Below are 19160 nucleotides of genomic sequence, written 5' to 3'. Positions count from 1 at the left end.
TCTCTATGTGAAATTAGGTTTTTATCTTCAAACTTCCGCTTTCAATTAACGAATGCCCCTTTTGGGTTGATCAATGCCCCGTTTGGATCAACGGATGCAAAAAAGAGGGTTTAAAAATGGAGTAAAATTTGAAGTTTTGGCACATCGTCACACGGAGGTGAATCATTTTAAATTCAGCTGTACGGCCTCCAGCAAAAAAATAAATTACTAGGTAGCTAGGCGTTGCCTCACCGAGCAAGAAGTGATTGATTTGAGGTATATTAGGTAAGTGTTTTTTTTGGGAAGGATATTTTTGTTACACTTATCTCGTTACAAACTATATAGGTGTTGTAGCTAGTGCTTCAACTTTCTGCTATGCAGATTGCAGTAAATTAATACCTGACAATTCCTGTCCTATTTGGTGAATTCCGTTTAATATTTTCTGAGTTTGTTTTGGTGATGGTTTTTTCGTTCCGGAAACATATTGAGAAAGCAATGTAGCGTTCATTCCGATTTTCTCAGCGAGAAATTTTGCATTGATTACTTTATAATATTTAAAAAACTGCTTAAAATCTATTTCGAATCGGATATCAGTCGGATCAACTTTTACCATTTCTTCTTCAAAATAAAATTCGGTCGCTTCATACGCACTATTTATCAGGTCAGGAATTGATTTTCCAGTCGTAAAAATTGGATAATCTACTGCATAAGCAGAAAAGCCGGTATCGGTTTTCTCAACAGTCATTATGATTTTCTTTTTTGCCATCATCTTATAATTTTATTCCAGCATCTTTAAGAATTTTCTTTTCCAATCCTTTACCCATTTCCTGGCTCCCGTGATTCGGAAATATTATTGTTCCTTTTTTCGTTTGGTGATGCATTTTCACGTGTGAACCTTTTTGAGAAACTGGATACCAACCATCCTTGGTCAAAATTTTATAAAGTTTGGAACATTTCATCCAGTTTTCCTTTTCAAGGACAGTTCAAAGGTAAATTATTATTTACTTTTTAGCAAGAGATATTACTTTGAAAACGGCTTTTTTCAGCACTTGCTACAACGTTAGATCATAGGAATCTATATTAATCGATATCAAAACGAGTTCGGCAGGGGCAAGTGAAGCTAGTTTTTTTTACAACAGAAATTTCACACAAATTGACGAAGGCCCTTCCGAGTTGATCAATGCCTCGTTTGGATGGTCAGTAGTACCAGAGTTGTTCTCTTAATCAGGTTCATATTTTGTTTAGACAATGCAAACAAACGATAATTCTAGCTACCACATGCGATATAATAGGTAGGAAGTCCGTTTATTATTTTAGGAACTGTATCGGTCCCCTCAAAAAACACATGGTCGCCAAGCTCTTTATTAGCTTGCTGGTTGTGGGCCTTCATCAAAAACTCCAGGGCCGAAAAGTTCTTGGCATTATCGGCTTTTAGCTTTGCTAGAATTTCTACTTGGTACTCTTCCTCGTCTGGATATTCTTCAAAAACTGATTTGTCTTCATCTATTAGGGTTTCGTTTTCGAGCAAATCGGACGGTTTGGATACCCATGCCATATATTGTATTTGTAGTTCTGGAAAATCGGATACAATTTCCTCTGGTTTCCATTTTTCATCAGTGCCAAAAATGTCTTCTTGATAGGCTTTTACCTCTCGATTAAAAGCTTCGGCGTTTGAGTAGTGCTCGGTAGAAAACTTCCAACCAATTTCGTTCAAGGTGATGTCAGCTTGTTTTATCTCTTCAGGGTGTTCTTTATCATTGGCATGCTGTACGCTTTGGGATTGTCGTTTCCGCTTTTCTTCAATATATTCCATACAATCTTCTATAAATGCTTGAGCATCGTCCTCACCCAATTCCAAACTTCTTTGAAAATAAGGCAAAGCCTTTTCTTCTTCGTCTTTATAATATAAGGCATATCCAACCCTTAAATTCCATAGGGAATCATGAGCTCCCTGGTCGTTTTCTTTCAATAGAATTTCAAGGGCCTTATCATACGCGTTTATATTATTGTAGGCGCGAGCCAATATATTTTTTAGTTCGTAGTCGATTTCATTTGCTGGAAGCTCTTCGATGATTTGGATGATTTCATGATGTTCGTAAGAATCATGCAAATGATTCAACTTTTCAATCAGGTTTTTGTTCATGGGTTTACTTTTAAATAATACTCTGCCAACTGGGTTTAACAATGGGAAGTTGGGATTTTTTCAGGAAAAATTTTAGGCCGATTGACGAATGACCCTTTTGAGTTGATCAATACCCTGTTTGAATTGACGGATGTGTTTTTCACTGCTAATAATACTTGATTTTAATACTGCTATAACCGCCCAAACTATCGTAGCCCGACCAAATGCAGCCCCAATCGAACTCACGTTCGTTCCCGACCTGTTTCTGTAACCAAGCGTTGCACTGCTCTAAGTGTTGAATTTCCGCTTCAAAGCTCCAGTCCTCCCAATCGCTTGTAATTGGAATGGGAAGCGGACTCACCAAAAGTTCCAAAACCAACAGTCGGTTGTAACTAAACCGCATCCGGAAGGTGAAAAAGGAGCGTTCCACTCTCACATTTCTAAAATGTACTTGCTGATTTTCCGCATCCACAAAGCCAATCACCTCGGGTTTGTTGCCCAAGTTCAGTTCTGTCGTTGCCGTAAAATCGATATGGGGGCCAATCTCGATACCTTCGTAAAGACGCAGGGCACCCGTTGTTTTGTCCAACATGATATTCAACTATTACCAATGGAATTTCGGAGGTCTAAAAAAAGTTGCTAGCCCAAGGCGACCAATTGATGAACGCCTGTTTTCAACTTGCGGATGAGTTTGACCAAGAAAAAGCAAAAATTTTATTAAAAGCATCCTTAGTCTTTTCGGTCATACGTTAAAATTTGCATCCCATCCGAAAATGAAAGTTGGGAAGTAGACTCCCAATGCTCACTAGTGGTTGAGGAACCAAATAATTTGGTGCCGCTTCCCAACACAATAGGGTTGACTTTGAGTTTCAATTGGTCAATCAACCGATGGTCCAATAGCCAACCTGCAAACTCACCGCCTCCGCATAGGTAGATATCCGTATCGGCGGTTTCTTTAATTTCCATAATCCTCGCTACACTTGAATTTTCAATGGAAACCCATTCAGAAAGGTTGTCGATTTTCAATGAATTGGAGAAAATATAGTGTTTCATGTTTGGGTAGGCAGGCTGACCTGGCTCCAGGCCATATTGAAATCCGAAATCGTATGTTTTCCGGCCCATGATAACCGTTCCAAAATCTGCAAGATTGGATTGATAGTGGTCCACACCCTCTCCTTGCATAATAAATTGGCTAATATCATTATTGGCTCCGGAAATATATCCATCCAAAGAAACGGCTACGTAATAAATTATTTTTCTCATACATTTTTGATTTTGACGCTTTAGGCCAGTTATTGACGGGTTAATACCACATCAATAGTCACTTGATTTACATTCTTCAAAGTAAATCTCGTAAAAACGAGTGGAAAAATAGTGGCCCAATTGACGGATGCCCCTTTTGAATTGACGGATGGGGGTTTTGAATTGACGAATGATGGAAACGATACTAAAAAGGGGTGGGTCAGGAGAAAATTAGAAATAAAGAATAGGGTTAATCCAAATAATGCGCAAGCTGTTTTTATACTTCTAAGGGTACAATTCAAACAAAGTATAGAATTGATTCAGTAAAGCACCAAAATCATCCAAGGCTTACCAAACAAAGATTAATGAATACCCATGTTTGTATTGAATGATTATTCCGAATCTATCCTATAAAAAAAGTCATTACGAATCAAATCAGGATTTGGTTCCACGAATATGGCATCTATAAATTGTGAATAATCATATTCGTTTACATGGAAAACACTGTTCTGATAGTTTAAACCATCTACATCCATTTGCGGGTAAGTGGTCAAAATCTCCTCGGGTAATTTAAAATTGAAAGTGTAATAGAATTTTCCTTGATGTATTGACCAAGAAGTTTCAACATAGTCAACGTTTCGGGTACCCGAGCTAGCTTTCCAATAATGGAGCTGTCTTGTGAAAAGATTTGGAGATACTCCACTGTAAATAAAATTATCGACAGAATCGTCAGAAATCTCAACATTCCAATCTCCCATGCTTCCCATAGGAATGCCTAGGGGAGGATTACCATATTTTTTGTAGCTAAAGTTAAATCTGTCTTTAGAGTATTTAAAAGTGGTAATATATTTATCGAAAGCATCCAAGTATCCTAGGGTAATGTTATTGGTAACTATTTTATCGTTATAAAATGGATCATAAGCAGCCAAGATATAGCCTCCGCCCTCTTTAAAATCTTGATTTTCTTCAAATCCATATACGAATGCAAAGTATTCGCCTCCTTCGGGTACTGGGGCTAAAATGGTTTTATCGAAATGCTTTAGGTCTGTTCTGTCAAATGTGACATTGCCGCCTTGTTCTAGGTTATCCATAAATAGATATCGAACTTCACCATAGATGTCATAAGTAGAAAATAGATATCGATTCTCTTCAAACAATGGAATATTTTCAAAGAAAATACTGGTCAAATTGTTTCGGGTAACGGTACTTGAACCACCTGAAAGGGTTGCCCCATGTTTGTTGGATATTGACCATGATACAGGAAAAGCCAAATCGTTGGCGTTTATGGTAATTTCGCCAATGATATCACCCCTTGGATTAATATAGTTTTGATGCGTACTTTCAAGTTGCCAAACGACATCTGGTCGCACAAATACAAAACTGGTAATTTGATGATATGTATTTCCGTTATAGTTGGATATTTTTATCAAACTGATATGGTGTTCTGCCATCGTAGAAGATGTTGGCTTTTTAAAGGTTGTTTTAGATCCATTTTCCAAACGGGAATAGTTCAAAATATTCCCATTATTAACATCGTGGCTCACAATCCAGCCTTCACTTTCTGAATTAAAGTAATCTTCGGCAACATTTATGGTAAAATAAACATTTTCTTCTGCTGTGGGTTCTTCGTTATCAGGTTTTTCCGATTCAGTTTCTGGGTTTTCTGTGGAGCTTTTGGAACAAGAAAAAAGAATAAATACAATTGAAATGGAAAAGAGTGTAATTTTTTTCATGGTAGTCTTTATGAGGGCAAAATACATTAAAACCTAAAAAGGTAAGAAAATTCTTAGATTAATGGTTTGTTTAACACGTTGAGAGGAAACTATCTTCAATCACCGATTAAACCAATAGGTAAACTTGAGCGTCAAGGACCACAAATTGCCTTCCAGTGGGGCGAGTTGTTCATTGTTATTGAATACCAAAAAGAGGTCCGAAGCTGGAGCGTATCGCCACTGCAGTCGCGAATTGATGCCAAAATTGTTGTTCTGCTCGTTGTACTGCACTAGGGTAGACCAGAACAATTTATTGGTAAAGGTGATATCTGCCTCCGTGCCCACCAACCAGAAATCCGTGGTGTACCAAGGTGCAGGTAAATCGAGGTTGTTGTAGCTGAGGTTGGCCCCCAAACTCACATAAGGCTGAAACCGATAGCCTAGTCTGGCATTTAAATTGGTGCGGTAACCACTCGCAAAATAGCGGCCCAATCGGGTCGTCATATTATAGGTGAACAAACTTTTTGGACGCGAATTGTATTGCAAATACACCCCATTCCAGTGGTGCCGCGTATTCGTGGCCAACTGCTCTTGGCCGGTGTTGGTGGGGTCAAAGGGGGCCAATAACCGGACATATTCGTTAAAAACATCGGCACTCAGGGAACTACGATCCATAAAATCGACTCGGTAGCCTACGATGGACACATAATCCGTGGCGTTAAAATTGGGGTTGAAATAATAAAAACCGGTGTATTGCGGACCATGGCTCACCACCTTGTCGCTTGCGGGCAAAAATTGATATCCTACGGAACCTTCAAATTTGAGGTAGTTGTTTCGGGGCACAAAACCCACTTCCGAGGTAAAATCCTCCGAAATATATTCCTGCTGTACCCGCCAGTTCCAGTTACGGCTGCTATATTCCAAATGGGCGCCCTGGGCAATACCGTTGTAAGATGCATCGGGACCGAACGATTTCAGCATAAACACCTTTCCATTGTATTTGTTATCGGCCGAGGCCAGATTGTATTCCAGACCCAAATTCCGGTTGAACTTGGTGTACTGCGTCTGCAAGCTATCTGCCAGGGTATTGTAGTCCAAGGATTCCTTGTTCACGAACAATAGACCGATGTTGGAACGGGAGAACACCTTTTGCTGCATGGAAAGCACTGCAAAATTCTGACTTGGCAACCCTGTCTCTTCCAATTTGTCCGTTTGCATGTTCAAAACACCCAAACGGAGGTTCCGGTTGAGGTTGCCGCTGACACGAGCCCCTGCGATAATGGGGACGCCCAATCCAATCCTACGCGAAAAGAAGGGGCGGATTTCATCATACCCAAAGCTGGCAAAGAGGTCGGCGTTTTCAAGGAAAAATTGGCGTCTTTCAGGGAAAAAGAGTTCAAAACGGGTCAAGTTGGCCACTTGGCGGTCCACTTCCACTTGCGAAAAATCAGGGTTGATGGTGAGGTCGAGGTTTAAGGATGACGTCAGCCCCAATTTGATATCGCCCCCAACCTTGAACTCGTTGTCGTAGGTCAGGTTTTCGATACTCGAATTGCCGGTTGTGCCCAGCACGTAGGGGATAATGGAATAGTTGAGGCCCTGTTTGGGTGGCGGATTGTCCCAGACCATGGTGCCCGTGTAGGCCAGCGAGGCGGTAGGGAACTGCCGTGGAATGGGCGTCCAGCTAGATTTTTCGTTGGTGCTCAAATCCAATCGGGAAAAGTTGACCCCCCATTCGGTCACATCCTTTTCGTAACGGATGGATTTAAAGGGAATGGCCATTTCCACGATCCATTTGTCTTCATAACTCTGCACTTCCGAAATCCATTTACTGTCCCAATTCAGGTCGATGCTACCACCGTTGGACATGGTGCCGTCCCACTGTGCGCCATAGGCATTTGCTCCAAAACTAAACCCTGTGGTCTGGTTGTTAAATGGGTCCATGAACAATAAAAAATTGTCGTTTCCCCCAAAGGAGAAGTCCCTGCGAAGTGATTCCACTACGTAGGTATTACCGGGTGTTTTGTAAAAGGTGGCCAATAGGTAGAGTTGCCGGTTATCGTACGCCATTTTCACCTCCGAAGGCTGGGTGGCCTTGCGATCGTCCATCGGTAACACCATAAAAAAGTCCTCGGCGGCCTCTGCTTTTTGCCAAGTAGCTTCATCTCCAATACCGTCAATAGTAATGGTTTCGTCCGTTTGGTACAGATGGATTTTATAGTCGGCATTCTTCTTTTGCGCAAAGGTGAGCGCACAAAAAAGCATAGCAAACGCTATGAAAACGGGGGAGGTTAGGCGGAGGTTGTTCATTGTTTGTTTAGTGCCGCAAAGGTAAGCATTTACTTTTTTCTATAAACCTTATTGACCTTTCAACTCCTCGAACAAAGCCATTCGTTGAGGCGCAAAACTATGGTATTGGGACGTTCTGGATTTTCTTGCGGAAATGAAAAATAGCCTTAACTGAGTGTAAAGTTCCGAGTGGGTTTTGGAGTTGTACTTATCGGTTTTGGCTATGCACAGTATTCCGAAGGGCATTCGTACAGGTTTTGTCAGGCTCAGTATTTATTTTTTAGGCAGCCCATGATTTTATATTTTTTTCAATTCTTTCATTCCACTTTGCTTCATCACCAATAGTCTGATTAATAGTCCATTGCTCTTCAAGCCAAGCCTTTAATTTATTGGGGTCAGAGAATTTATGTTCAACACCAACATTTACGAACTCTATAAATTTTTCAAGCGTCAAAGGGATAATTTTAGTTGCACCTCCATATCGCTTTGTAAATCCTTTGTTTAAATTGAAGAAGAATGCCTTTGTTCCCTCGTCAACTTTTGGTGCAATAAACAGGCAGTAAGATTCTTTATTTGTTCTTTCCTTAAAGTCGCCATAGTGTCTGGGAACAGAATCACCTTCCATCTTAAATTGAGTAGCTCCTGAAGAAAGGGTTACTTCTCCAATAATTCCAAAATCGTCAAATTCAATTTCCAAATCAGGCTTGTTTCCTGGTGCTGTATTCAAAGGCATACCATCAATATCCATTATGAAATTTCCATCAATACGTTTGGCATAGTTGAGCATGACAAATGATCTCCAAACATTCCATTCTAAAAAAAGAGGTGCATCAGGAACGTCTTTTGATTTTATTTGCTCAAATACTTCAAGAATTTCATCAACTTCTTTATAGTCTTTAAGCTCCTTTTTCTTTTCTTCTATGTTTTTTGCTTTGACTTCAATTTGTAACGAATCTAAAATGTCTTTTAACTCTTCCGTTTCAAGTGAACTGTCGACTGCGGTGTTACCAAGTTTTTTGATTTTTCCAACCAATAGATTTTTGTCGTCAGTTAGTAGCTTGATTGAGAAAGGGTTGAACAAATAATCTTTGAATTCTCGTTTACTCTTAAATTCAATAGGTTCTCTAGAAATGGTTTTCAGTAGAAAATCAACTTCTTCTACTTTCTGGGGAGAAATAATTAATCTGAATGTTCTCTTTTGAAAAGTTATAAGCTCGGTGGCACGAATATAGCGAACGAAAGCATCTGCATAGTCTTTCATATTCGCCCTTTTTGTTTTCAAGAACTTCTTCAACGAAGTATCATTGCTTTCTCTTGTTTTTAGGTTTTTACTTTGTACTTCTTCATTAAAAATCTCGAGTATTTCTTTTTCAAAGCATTCATTTACATACATTTTACGACTTCCCGTGTATTTTTTCGAACCTTCCCTAAAGTCCTTTATTTTCTTCACAATTCGGTCATATTCGAAATAGTGAATCAGCTGAGAAAAAAACAACGCAATCTCTGTTTTAGAAAGGCTGCCTAAGTCGTTTATTAACCTTATGAGTTCGAGGTAGGGTTTGACACCAAATTCAACTTTTCGCGATTGTGTGTGATAGGGAGAGGGCAATTGAAACTTAAGCAGTTGTCTTGTAAAGGTCTCATCCAATCTTTTTTCTGATAAAAGCAGCTCCCCTGCCTTGGTCAAACTAATTTTTGGGTCTAAGTCCACAAAGCCAAAAGCTTTAGGGGCTCTGGTTATTCTATCCCGTGCAGCCAATGCAGGGTCAGACGGAAAAGTCTCGCCTTCATAATGTTCAGAATCATAAAGTGTTTGAAAGAAACTTTCTTGTATTTCTTGATTTCCTGACCATACTTCATCGCTAAAATAATCGGTCAGAATCTGTATTTCAGGAATAATCTTTTCAATAGTTCTTGGTGAAGTGAACCCAAAAAGGGCCTTTGATTTACTTAAGTTAGCCATGTTATTCCCAAAAATTATTTTCTTCGACCGCCATTGATTTCTTTTGAAGAATGTCTTTTGAGTTATTAAGAAATTCTTGAATTCGATTGGTAGAAGTTTCAATTGATTTATCAGAAATATCGCAACCAACGAAACGACAATTATTTTTAATTGCAGCAATGGCGCTTGAACCACTTCCTAAAAATGGGTCACATACTGTAAACCCATCTTCAGCACTGGCATGAATCATTGCTTGAAAAACTTCTACAGGTTTCTGCGTAGGATAGGCTGAATTGTGGATTCTTTTAAATCTCCAAACATCAGGGAACTTGCGGTTCCTGATTTTTCTTGTGTTTTCATTTGTAGCGAATATTATGTATTCATGTCTTCTGCGGAAATAGTGTCCCATACCAATATTCACCTTATCCCAAGTGATAAGATTCTTAACGTCAAAGTGATCTCTCACTATGTTACCTAGACTTAGAAGTGAGTAAGAGTCAAACATTATGTAAATGTGTCCTGTCGATTTCTTTAATACGCGTTTGCACTCGCTTAAGAACTTGGTATAGTTCTCTTCACTATCCTCAAATTCGAAAAACCATTTTCCATTTTCTTTTCCTTTGTCTGAATATTTACCTACAATTCTCCCTTTTCCGAGTTGTAATTTATTATTCATGCCCGAATATGCGGGGTCCGTTGCAATAATATCTACGCTATTTGAAGGCAGCTTCTCTAAAAATGAGATTGCGTCATCTTGATATATGGTAATCCTGTTGCCATTATTTTCAAAGTCGGCAACTTCACCTCTCAGCTTATTTTGAATTCTATCTTCTTGGTTTTCTATGAATGAGAGAACGGATTGAAAATATTTTTCTGATATTTCTCCTTCATTAACCATTGGGATAGAATTGTCTCTTAGATAGCGGCTTAAATCATCCTTGGCTATTCCGTATTCTGCAACTATTTCTTCGGCTTTATACATTTATTTTATTTTCTCCAAATTTACTTTATCAGTATGTTTTTTGTGTCCAACGTTAATAGATATGAATCGCTTCCATGAGTTTATATCGACCGATACCGAAACGAGTTCTCCACAAGTAAGTGAAGTTCGGGAAATTATAGGTCTAAATCAAGTATCAATTGATGAATGCCCCTTTTCAATTGACGGATGACCATTTTGCCCTAAAAAACTGCTATTTCACCACCTCCTCGAACAAGGTCCATTCGTTGGGGTCCAGTACTATGGCATCGGGCCGTTCCCTACTTTCCAACGAGAAGCTTTGGTTTTGTTGGGTTATCTCAATGGTTTTTATCGTCATCTTCCCATCCTTTACCACCCCTATTTCCAAAGGAAATTGGAATACATGATGGTCTTGGGTTTGCATGATGTTCAGGTCAATGTTTCCGTTGCTGTACTCCCAGTTCCATTGGATTTGCGGATGACCCTTTACAAATAACCACTGCTCAAAAAAGGGTTCCAAATACTCGCCCGAAACCTCTTCCATCACAGTACGAAAATCGTCCGTAAGCACGTTGCCATTTTGGTAAAGCGCATAATAGGTTCGGATGCCTTCCCAAAAAACACCATCACCCAAGCTATGGCGAAGCATGTTCAATATCCAGCCTCCTTTTTGGTACGTATTGGTGCTCAGTACCTTCATGGGGTCTTTAATGCTGAGGTCCACAATGGGAGATGGATTTTTCTGGTAATACTCAAAAATCTGTTGCTTGTCTATCGCCAATTCTTCCTTACGGCGTTCATCGCCGTACTCACTTTCCAAATACAAAATGGCGAAGTAGGTGGCAAACCCTTCGCTCAGCCAAACATGGTTCCAGCTTTTCTCAGTGGCCGAATTTCCGAACCATTGATGGGCGATTTCATGGGCAATCAATGGCTCCACAGTTTGGTTGCCCGTGACCGAATTCTCAAAATAGGCAATGGTACCCGCATTTTCCAGACCGCCCCACTGCGTTTTGGCCTGCATATTGGCCAATTTGGCATACGAATACGGTCCAATGGTACCGATAAAATAATCGAGTACTTTGCTGGCCACCGCATAATCGGCAAACCCCTCCAAGCGGTTTTGAGGGTACACCCAGGCCGAAACCTCAATACCATCCACCATGTCCAACAATCGCGAAGCGAACTCAGTGACCCCAATGGTCATCACTTTAGTAGCTACGGGAGCCGGTTCGTGATAAATGGTGAGCTTATAGCCATTTTCCAAGTTGCTTTGCTCCACTTTTAGTCCGGTAGCCACCACATCGTACTGGTCGGGCGCAGTAATTTGAAATTCCACGCTGGCCTTGTCGTACGGATGGTCTACCGAAGGCAACCAATGCCTTGCCAAGTTGGGCCAGTTATCCCCAAAAAAGGAACGCTTGCCATATTTGGTGGTGTCGATGACCAAGCCTCTTTCTGGAATACCATGGTAAGAGATGGTGTAGGTTTGAATTGAATTCTCGGTATTTTTTGGAACGATATTGATTTTATCGTTAGCAAAGGTATAGTTGGCTTGTGACCCATGGTCCATGACTTCGGAAACCTGCATGCCGAACTGACCAGATTTTTGGATGAGGTCCAACGAAAATGGAACTGGCTTGTCCTTGAACAGCACGGTGACTTGGGTTTCCCCTTTGATTTCGTTGGAAGTATCGTTCAAGTAAAGCGCAAAAACATAGTTTTGGATATCGACCGATTCATTCTTTTGATAAACATCCTGCGCTAGAGTGGATTGTAACATCCCAATACAGAGAAAAAGGCAAAGTATATTTTTGACGGACATAGGTTTGATTTGAAAGCCGAGGGCTAAATTTTCAACCTAATGTATCCATTTTAAGCCAAAACTTTTTCCATTTTCTCTTTTATCTGCTCCAAACATAGATTGCCCAAACTACCTTCGTGGGTGTGCTCGATGTCCCGTTTGGGTTTAAAGTTCCCGTTTTCTATGGCCTTGCCCATGGTTTTGTAGGCATCCCGAAAGGGCATGCCGCTTTTAACGAGTTCGTTCAAGGTGTCCACACTAAATAGGTAATCATACTTGGGGTCGTTCAGGATACTTTTGTTCACCTTGATTTCTTTCAAGCTGAAGGTCATCATTTCCAGACAGGCATGCATGTCCTGCAAAGCAGGTACAATCACTTCCTTTACCAATTGAAGGTCGCGATGATAGCCACTAGGCAAGTTGTTCATGATCATGATCAATTGATTGGGTACTGCCTGAATCTTGTTGCACTTCGCACGAATCAATTCAAAAACATCCGGATTTTTCTTGTGGGGCATGATACTGCTTCCCGTGGTCAGCTCATTTGGAAAGGAGATAAAATCAAAATTTTGGCTCATGTACAGGCAAATGTCCATCGCCATTTTGGAAAGCGTAGCGGCAACGCTCGATATGCCAAAGGCGGTTGCTTTTTCCACTTTTCCACGTCCCATTTGGGCAGCCACCACATTATATTTTTGCGTGGCAAAGTCCATTTCGGCCGTGGTGAAACTTCTATCAATAGGAAAGGAGCTTCCATAACCTGCTGCACTGCCCAGCGGATTTTGGTCAGCGACTTTGTAAGCCGCTTGTACAAAGTACAAATCGTCTATCAAGCTCTCCGCATAGGCGGAAAACCAAAGTCCAAAAGAGGAGGGCATGGCAATCTGCAAATGGGTGTAACCCGGCAGCAATACTTTTTGATGCTTGTCCGCTAGCTTCATCAACAAATCGAACAGGGTTTTTACTTGCTGTTTGATTTCGGTCAACTCATCTTTCAAGAACAATTGCATGGCCACGAGTACTTGATCGTTTCGGGAACGGGCGGAATGGATTTTTTTACCGGTATCCCCCAATTTTTCGGTCAACATAAACTCGATTTTGGAGTGCATGTCCTCAAAATCATTCTCAATACTGAACTTGCCCTTTTCAATATCCTTAGAGATGGTATCCAATGCTTTTACCAAATCTTTGGCCTCGTCTTGGGTAATCAACCCCACCTTGCCCAACATTTTGGCGTGGGCTTTGGAAGCGATGACATCGTATTTGGCCAAGACCAAATCCAGTTCACGGTCGTTGCCCACCGTAAAGTGGTCTATTTTTTTATCAGTGCTGAATCCTTTGTCCCAGAGTTTCATAGTTTTTCTTTTGTCATTCCCACGAAGGTGGGAATCTTATAATTTCCATATATATGGCCCTTCGACTTCGCTCAGGGCCCAAGTTTCGTTTTTTTACTGTAAAAATCCCGTCAGGATTTTAATGTAAAGATCTATGCCCTCCTCAATTTCCCGAACAAAAATATATTCATTGGCCGAGTGCGAACGGGTACTATCCCCAGGGCCCAATTTCACTGATTGGCAGGTCAATGCCGCTTGGTCTGAAAGTGTGGGCGAACCGTAGGTTTTTCGGCCCAGGGCCAATCCACTCTTTACCAAGTCGTGTTCAGGGTCAATGCAGGAGGAGTTCAATCGCAAAGAACGAGGTGTTAATTTGCAAGGCGCTTCCTTTTGCAGGATATCGGCTATTTCCTGATTGCTGTAACAATCGTTCACACGCACATCAATGACCAAATCCACCTGTGCGGGCACTACATTATGCTGTTTGCCCGCATTGATCTGGGTAACGGTCAGTTTGACTTCTCCCAATGCCTCCGATACCTTTTCAAAGGAGTAATCCCTGAACCATTGCAAGGTTTTAATCGCGTTGTAAATACAGTTGTTATCGTTGGGGTGAGCTGCATGTGATGGGGTTCCTTCCACAACACCGTCAAAAACCACCAATCCCTTTTCTGCAATGGCCAAATCCATTAAAGTGGGCTCGCCCACAATGGCAACATCAATGGTGGGAAGAATGGGGAGCAATGCCCTGATACTTTTTTCGCCTGCATCCTCCTCTTCCGCAGTCGCTGCCATGATGATATTGTGGCTCAAGTTTTCTTTCTCGTAAAAATGAACGAAAGTGGCCAAGAGCGAAACCAGACATCCGCCAGCATCGTTACTGCCAAGCCCATACAATTTTCCGTCTTCGATATGAGCATCAAAAGGGTCCTTGGTATAGGCGCTGTTCGGCTTTACCGTATCGTGATGTGAATTGAGTAATAGGGTTGGTTTACTTTCATCAAAATGCTTGTTGAACGCATAAATATTATTGTATTGGCGATGGGTTTTCACTCCAAAACCCTGTAAAAAACCCTCAATAGCATCACCTGTTTTATCCTCTTCACCTGAGAAGGATGGTGTGCTGATGAGTTTTTTCAGCAGGTCAATGGCTTTTTCCGTTACTATTTCTTGATTGATGTTCATAAGGTCAATGTGGTGTAATCTGAGTTATTGGCTTCCAACATATTGGTGTTGCCTACGCACACCTTGGATACATGGTTGCGAAGGGCGTAAAAGCAGTTGTGCAACTTGGGAAGCATACCATCCGCAATGATGCCGTAGGCCAAGAGTTCGTCATACCCCTTGGAATCGATGTGATGAATCACGGAGTTTTCGTCCTCCACATCTTGCAGTACTCCTTTTTTCTCAAAACAATAGTAAAGGGTGGTCTCAAACTGGTCGGACATGGCAATGGCCAATTCAGCGGCAATGGTATCCGCATTGGTATTGAACAGTTGCCCTTTTCCGTCGTGGGTAAGTGCACAAAAAATAGGGGTGAACCCTGCTTGCAACAATTTAAAGATTCCGTAGGTATTCACCATATCTACATCGCCGACAAAACCGAAATCCACATTTTTTTTAGGCCTTTTGTGGGCGCGAATGGCATTGGCATCTGCACCGCTCATTCCGATGGCGTCAGTTCCAAGGGCTTGTAATTTGGCTACGATTTTTTTACTAACCAATCCGCCATAAACCATAAGGGCAATATCCAAGGTTTCGGCATTGGTAATACGTCTTCCATTGACCATTTTGGATTCTACCCCCAATTGATTGGCCAACTCGGTGGCCTTGTTACCACCCCCGTGAACCAAAATTTTATTGCCGTCCATTTTGGCGAACAGGTCCAATACCTGTTTGCATCCTTCGGCATCTTCTATCAGGTTTCCGCCAATTTTTACTACGGATAATTTTTGTTTCATTTTATGTGTTTATAATCCCTCCATCAATGGTTACTGTGGTTCCAGTGATCCACGAACTGTCATCCGAAACCAAAAAAAGCACAAGTTTAGTAATATCTTGAGGGGTACCCAACCTTTTTAACAATGTAGTCCTTTTCGCATGTTCTACAGCAGTTTCAGGATGTTCAAAAGCCTTGGCCGATTCCCACAGCAAGGGCGTATCCACTGGCCCAGGACAAATGGCGTTTACACGGATGTTTGGAGCGTAGTCCACCGCCATTTGCTTCATTAGCGCTACGGCTCCCGCTTTGGAAGCACAATAGGCGGGATGATTTGGGAAACTTTTGAAGGCCGCTATCGAGGCGTTGATCAAAATATTGCCTTGAGGTTGTTGCTGTAAGATGGGCAGTGCGTACTTACAAAGATAAAAGAGAGCACTCAAATTGGTGTTGATGGCGTTTTGCCACGTTTCGATAGGTAGTTCCATCACATTGCCCAATCCCAGAACACCTGCGTTCAGTGAAAGGATATCCAATTGACCGTAGGTTTCCAAAGCCGTATCCACCAGCTTTTTGTTGTAGGAAGGCTCCGTAACATCGCCTGGAACAAATACAGCATGTTCCAAGCTGTTTTCCAAAGCTTGGCCACTTTCCTTATTCCTACCCGAAAGCACCAAACGCGCTCCTTCGGACGAGAGTCCTTGGGCAATGGCTTTGCCCATTCCACTTGTTGCACCGGTTACAATACAGACCTTGTCCTTTAATTTCATAAGTTCTCCAATATTTTTTTCAAGACTAGCTGTGCTGAAAAGACTCGGTTTTTGGCCTGTTGCACCACTAAGGATTGTTCACCATCCAAAACGGCATCTTCCACAATCATGTTCCGGCGAACGGGTAGGCAGTGCATAAATTTGGCATGACCCAATTTTTGTTGGGTCATGGTCCAGTTGGTGTCCCAGCTGAGTACTTTGCCGTACTCGGAATAACTGCTCCAGTTTTTCACGTAAACGAAATCGGCATCTTCCAATGCTTTATCTTGATCGTATTCGATTTGGCAGCCTTGTATCAATTCCGGATTGAGTTCATACCCCTCGGGATGGGTAATCACAAAATCGGTATCCTGCAATTTCATCATCTGTACAAACGAATTGGCTACGGCATGTGGCAAGGCCTTGGGATGTGGTGCCCACGAAAGGACTACTTTGGGCCTTTTCTTAGTTTCGTTTTCTTTCAAGGTAATGGCATCGGCCAACGCTTGGAGCGGATGTCCCACCGAACTTTCCATATTGACCACGGGGATGGTGGCATATTTGGCAAATCCGGAAATGACTTCTTCGGCTTCGTCTTTTTGTCTGTCCACTAGCCCTGCAAATGCCCTAATGGCCACAATATCGGCATATTGGGAAACCACTTGGGCCGCTTCCTTGATGTGTTCGGAAGTACCTTTATCCATCACGGTACCATCACCATATTCCAAAGCCCAGCCTTCGTTGCCAAAATTCATGATCATCACTTCCATGCCCAAATGCATGGCCGCTTTTTGCGTACTCAAGCGTGTTCTAAGGCTATTGTTGAAAAACAACAGACAAATGGTTTTCCGCTTGCCCAAGGATTCAAATAGGTACGGGTCTTTTTTAAGGGTAATGGCTTCGTCCACCCAGTCGGGGAGGGAATCAATATCGTTAATGGATAAATAGTGCTTCATGATAATGCTTTTTTGAGGGCTTCAAAAAATAAGTCCATATCTTCTTTGGTGATGTTCAACGCAGGCAGGAATCGCAACAATTTCTTGTTTTTGGCACTTCCTGTGAACATGTGTTGCTCCAAAATCATTTTCTTGCGGAGGTCCGCCACCTCAAAATCAAACTCTAATCCAATCATAAGTCCTCTGCCTTTTACTTTTTTGATTTCTGGTATCTCCGCTGCTTTTTCTTTGAAATACGAACCAAGCTTTGCCGCATTGGCCATCAAATTTTCATCTTCTAGCACTTCCAACACGGCCAAGCTCGCCGCACACGCCAAATGGTTGCCACCAAAGGTGGTTCCCAAAAGTCCATAGGAGGGTTTAAAGGATTCTTGGATTAAAATACCACCAACTGGAAAACCATTGCCCATACCCTTGGCAATCGAAATAATGTCGGGTTGTACACTTCGACTCCGCTCAATGTCCAAATGGTGCTGAAAAGCGAAGAACTTACCACTTCGTCCGTAACCGGACTGTACTTCATCGGCAATCAATACGATGTTGTGCTCTTTACATTTTTTGGCAATGAACCGGAAAAATTCGGTAGTCGGTTCATCCAAACCACCAACGCCTTGAATAGCTTCTATGATAACGGCACAGTATGAATCACTTTCAATAGCTTTTTCAAAGGCATCAACATCGTTCAAGGGCAAAAAAGTGACCTCTTGCTGTTTGTTGATGGGCGCATTGATGCTCGGATTGTCCGTTGCAGCAACGGCAGCCGAGGTCCTTCCGTGAAAACTATTGGTAAAGGCGATCACTTTTGACTTTCCAGTGTGGAACGAGGCCATTTTCAGTGCGTTTTCGTTGGCTTCGGCCCCAGAATTGCACATAAAAAGGTCGTAGTCTTCGCATCCTGACATTTGGCCCAACTTTTCGGCCAATGCCTGCTGAAGTGGATTTTGGACCGAATTGCTGTAGAACGCCATCTGTTCCAGTTGCTCCTTGATTCGCTTTACGTAATGTGGATGGGTGTGTCCGATTGAAATTACGGCGTGACCGCCATAAAAATCCAAATATTTTTCCCCTTTGTCGTCCCAGACTTCTATGCCCTTGGCCTTCACTGGAGTGACGTTGTACAGTGGGTATACGTCGAATAGTTTCATAATCTTTTACTTGTCACCCCAAGCGCCCACCTTCAGCAGGCAGGCAGTCGAGAGGTGTTTTTTATGTTTTTCTTTAATAAAGGTCTCGCATCTCGACTCCGCTCAATATGACAGCTCGACCTTTCGTTTTATCCTTTTCTGATTTCACTTATTTTCTCAAACGAGGATACAATTCCCCTGATCAAGGATGAACTCAAACCTTGATGCTCCATTTCGTTCAAACCTTCAATGGTGCATCCCTTTGGTGTGGTCACCCGATCGATTTCTTCTTCAGGATGGCTACCGGATTCAATCAACAAACTGGCAGCCCCATTGCAGGTGTGCATGGCCAGCTCTTGGGCTTCTTTTGCATCAAAACCTAATTGAATGGCTCCTTGTGTTGTGGCTCGAATCAAACGCATCCAAAAAGCGATGCCACTGGCACAGATGACCGTTGCCGCTTGCATTTGGTCTTCCGGAATTTCCATGGTGTGGCCCATTCGGTTAAAAATGGCCTTTGCCAAATCAATCCGTTTTTTGCCCAGTTCGTTGCTGCAAATACAGGTCATGGATTTACCTACTGAAATAGCGGTATTGGGCATGCTTCGGATGATAAATTTATCCGAACCGATGATTTCCTCTATTTTGGGAATACGGAAACCTGTAATGGTGCTTATGATTACGTGTTTTTCGGTCAGAAGGTCCTTGGTCTCATTCAAAATGGAAACAAATTGACCGGGTTGCACCGCAAAAATCAGGATATCTGAATTTTTTACGGCTTCTTGGTTGTCCGAGGTTACGGTTACGATTCCATACTTTTCAAATTCCTGAATGGATTTCGTATTCCGTTTGGTGAGGAACATGGTGGTGGCCCCATTGCTATGCAAAATGCCCTTGGCAATGGCCAATCCCAAATTCCCTGCTCCTATGATGGCTATTTTCATAATTATCCTTTTTACCATTTCCGTGTAGACGGAAATCTAATTTGATTGTGCCCTTCGACTCCG

General features: G+C 41.9%; 18 protein-coding genes. All 18 read right to left on the bottom strand.

Features of this window, described 5'->3' with window-relative positions:
* Nucleotides 1–352 precede the first annotated feature (352 nt).
* Nucleotides 353–745 (bottom strand): helix-turn-helix transcriptional regulator, encoded by a 393-nt coding sequence (locus RBB12_RS00815; RefSeq protein WP_306012418.1) that lies wholly within the window; start codon nucleotides 743–745, stop codon nucleotides 353–355.
* 4 nt (nucleotides 746–749) lie between these two features.
* Nucleotides 750–938: a type II toxin-antitoxin system HicA family toxin gene (locus tag RBB12_RS00810; protein WP_293280509.1), complete on the bottom strand. Its 189-nt coding sequence runs from the start codon at nucleotides 936–938 to the stop codon at nucleotides 750–752.
* Nucleotides 939–1246: 308 nt separating this feature from the next.
* Nucleotides 1247–2122 carry a hypothetical protein gene (locus tag RBB12_RS00805; protein WP_306012417.1) on the bottom strand — a complete coding sequence of 292 codons (876 nt, stop codon included), beginning with the start codon at nucleotides 2120–2122 and terminating at the stop codon, nucleotides 1247–1249.
* A gap of 145 nt (nucleotides 2123–2267) precedes the next feature.
* Nucleotides 2268–2693 (bottom strand): hypothetical protein, encoded by a 426-nt coding sequence (locus tag RBB12_RS00800; protein ID WP_306012416.1) that lies wholly within the window; start codon nucleotides 2691–2693, stop codon nucleotides 2268–2270.
* 137 nt (nucleotides 2694–2830) lie between these two features.
* Nucleotides 2831–3364 carry a dihydrofolate reductase family protein gene (locus tag RBB12_RS00795; protein WP_306012415.1) on the bottom strand — a complete coding sequence of 178 codons (534 nt, stop codon included), beginning with the start codon at nucleotides 3362–3364 and terminating at the stop codon, nucleotides 2831–2833.
* A 371-nt stretch (nucleotides 3365–3735) separates the two neighbouring features.
* Complete coding sequence (locus tag RBB12_RS00790) at nucleotides 3736–5076, bottom strand: hypothetical protein (protein WP_306012414.1); 1341 nt, start codon at nucleotides 5074–5076, stop codon at nucleotides 3736–3738.
* 99 nt (nucleotides 5077–5175) lie between these two features.
* A complete protein-coding gene (locus RBB12_RS00785; protein ID WP_306029981.1) occupies nucleotides 5176–7365 on the bottom strand; it encodes a DUF5916 domain-containing protein in 2190 nt (729 codons plus the stop codon).
* 48 nt (nucleotides 7366–7413) lie between these two features.
* Nucleotides 7414–7590, bottom strand: coding sequence for a hypothetical protein (locus tag RBB12_RS00780; RefSeq protein ID WP_306012412.1), 177 nt, complete (start codon nucleotides 7588–7590; stop codon nucleotides 7414–7416).
* A 34-nt stretch (nucleotides 7591–7624) separates the two neighbouring features.
* Nucleotides 7625–9307 (bottom strand): AlwI family type II restriction endonuclease, encoded by a 1683-nt coding sequence (locus tag RBB12_RS00775; protein ID WP_306012411.1) that lies wholly within the window; start codon nucleotides 9305–9307, stop codon nucleotides 7625–7627.
* A gap of 1 nt (nucleotide 9308) precedes the next feature.
* Nucleotides 9309–10268 (bottom strand): DNA-methyltransferase, encoded by a 960-nt coding sequence (locus tag RBB12_RS00770; RefSeq protein ID WP_306012410.1) that lies wholly within the window; start codon nucleotides 10266–10268, stop codon nucleotides 9309–9311.
* A 211-nt stretch (nucleotides 10269–10479) separates the two neighbouring features.
* Nucleotides 10480–12072: a M1 family metallopeptidase gene (locus RBB12_RS00765; protein ID WP_306012409.1), complete on the bottom strand. Its 1593-nt coding sequence runs from the start codon at nucleotides 12070–12072 to the stop codon at nucleotides 10480–10482.
* A gap of 50 nt (nucleotides 12073–12122) precedes the next feature.
* The gene (gene argH, locus RBB12_RS00760) at nucleotides 12123–13406 is read right to left on the bottom strand and encodes an argininosuccinate lyase (protein WP_306012408.1); all 1284 of its coding nucleotides are present in this window, start codon (nucleotides 13404–13406) and stop codon (nucleotides 12123–12125) included.
* A gap of 93 nt (nucleotides 13407–13499) precedes the next feature.
* Nucleotides 13500–14570 carry a M20 family metallo-hydrolase gene (locus RBB12_RS00755; RefSeq protein ID WP_306012407.1) on the bottom strand — a complete coding sequence of 357 codons (1071 nt, stop codon included), beginning with the start codon at nucleotides 14568–14570 and terminating at the stop codon, nucleotides 13500–13502.
* A complete protein-coding gene (gene argB, locus RBB12_RS00750) occupies nucleotides 14567–15346 on the bottom strand; it encodes an acetylglutamate kinase (protein ID WP_306012406.1) in 780 nt (259 codons plus the stop codon). The genes RBB12_RS00755 and argB overlap by 4 nt, the downstream gene beginning before the upstream one ends.
* A gap of 1 nt (nucleotide 15347) precedes the next feature.
* On the bottom strand, nucleotides 15348–16094 hold the full coding sequence (locus RBB12_RS00745) for an SDR family NAD(P)-dependent oxidoreductase (RefSeq protein ID WP_293280495.1): 747 nt from the start codon (nucleotides 16092–16094) through the stop codon (nucleotides 15348–15350).
* Nucleotides 16091–17029: an acetylornithine carbamoyltransferase gene (locus RBB12_RS00740; RefSeq protein WP_306012405.1), complete on the bottom strand. Its 939-nt coding sequence runs from the start codon at nucleotides 17027–17029 to the stop codon at nucleotides 16091–16093. The genes RBB12_RS00745 and RBB12_RS00740 overlap by 4 nt, the downstream gene beginning before the upstream one ends.
* On the bottom strand, nucleotides 17026–18174 hold the full coding sequence (locus RBB12_RS00735; RefSeq protein ID WP_306012404.1) for an aspartate aminotransferase family protein: 1149 nt from the start codon (nucleotides 18172–18174) through the stop codon (nucleotides 17026–17028). The genes RBB12_RS00740 and RBB12_RS00735 overlap by 4 nt, the downstream gene beginning before the upstream one ends.
* Before the next feature lie 128 nt (nucleotides 18175–18302).
* On the bottom strand, nucleotides 18303–19097 hold the full coding sequence (gene proC, locus RBB12_RS00730; protein ID WP_306012403.1) for a pyrroline-5-carboxylate reductase: 795 nt from the start codon (nucleotides 19095–19097) through the stop codon (nucleotides 18303–18305).
* Nucleotides 19098–19160: the final 63 nt, after the last annotated feature.

The organism is Allomuricauda sp. MMSF_3307 (assembly GCF_030733585.1).
In the GTDB taxonomy this organism is placed as follows: domain Bacteria; phylum Bacteroidota; class Bacteroidia; order Flavobacteriales; family Flavobacteriaceae; genus Flagellimonas.
The sequence above is the reverse complement of the archived record's forward strand: the minus strand, read 5'-3'. Positions and strand labels throughout refer to the sequence as shown.

Coding starts and splice junctions, on each gene's coding strand:
- RBB12_RS00745 (WP_293280495.1), bottom strand. CDS start 16,094: ATGAAATTAAAGGACAAGGTCTGTATTGTAACCGGTGCAACAAGTGGA.
- RBB12_RS00815 (WP_306012418.1), bottom strand. CDS start 745: ATGGCAAAAAAGAAAATCATAATGACTGTTGAGAAAACCGATACCGGC.
- RBB12_RS00795 (WP_306012415.1), bottom strand. CDS start 3,364: ATGAGAAAAATAATTTATTACGTAGCCGTTTCTTTGGATGGATATATT.
- RBB12_RS00785 (WP_306029981.1), bottom strand. CDS start 7,365: ATGAACAACCTCCGCCTAACCTCCCCCGTTTTCATAGCGTTTGCTATG.
- RBB12_RS00775 (WP_306012411.1), bottom strand. CDS start 9,307: ATGGCTAACTTAAGTAAATCAAAGGCCCTTTTTGGGTTCACTTCACCA.
- RBB12_RS00780 (WP_306012412.1), bottom strand. CDS start 7,590: ATGCCCTTCGGAATACTGTGCATAGCCAAAACCGATAAGTACAACTCC.
- argB (WP_306012406.1), bottom strand. CDS start 15,346: ATGAAACAAAAATTATCCGTAGTAAAAATTGGCGGAAACCTGATAGAA.
- RBB12_RS00770 (WP_306012410.1), bottom strand. CDS start 10,268: ATGTATAAAGCCGAAGAAATAGTTGCAGAATACGGAATAGCCAAGGAT.
- RBB12_RS00810 (WP_293280509.1), bottom strand. CDS start 938: ATGAAATGTTCCAAACTTTATAAAATTTTGACCAAGGATGGTTGGTAT.
- RBB12_RS00735 (WP_306012404.1), bottom strand. CDS start 18,174: ATGAAACTATTCGACGTATACCCACTGTACAACGTCACTCCAGTGAAG.
- proC (WP_306012403.1), bottom strand. CDS start 19,097: ATGAAAATAGCCATCATAGGAGCAGGGAATTTGGGATTGGCCATTGCC.
- RBB12_RS00740 (WP_306012405.1), bottom strand. CDS start 17,029: ATGAAGCACTATTTATCCATTAACGATATTGATTCCCTCCCCGACTGG.
- RBB12_RS00765 (WP_306012409.1), bottom strand. CDS start 12,072: ATGTCCGTCAAAAATATACTTTGCCTTTTTCTCTGTATTGGGATGTTA.
- RBB12_RS00755 (WP_306012407.1), bottom strand. CDS start 14,570: ATGAACATCAATCAAGAAATAGTAACGGAAAAAGCCATTGACCTGCTG.
- argH (WP_306012408.1), bottom strand. CDS start 13,406: ATGAAACTCTGGGACAAAGGATTCAGCACTGATAAAAAAATAGACCAC.
- RBB12_RS00805 (WP_306012417.1), bottom strand. CDS start 2,122: ATGAACAAAAACCTGATTGAAAAGTTGAATCATTTGCATGATTCTTAC.
- RBB12_RS00800 (WP_306012416.1), bottom strand. CDS start 2,693: ATGTTGGACAAAACAACGGGTGCCCTGCGTCTTTACGAAGGTATCGAG.
- RBB12_RS00790 (WP_306012414.1), bottom strand. CDS start 5,076: ATGAAAAAAATTACACTCTTTTCCATTTCAATTGTATTTATTCTTTTT.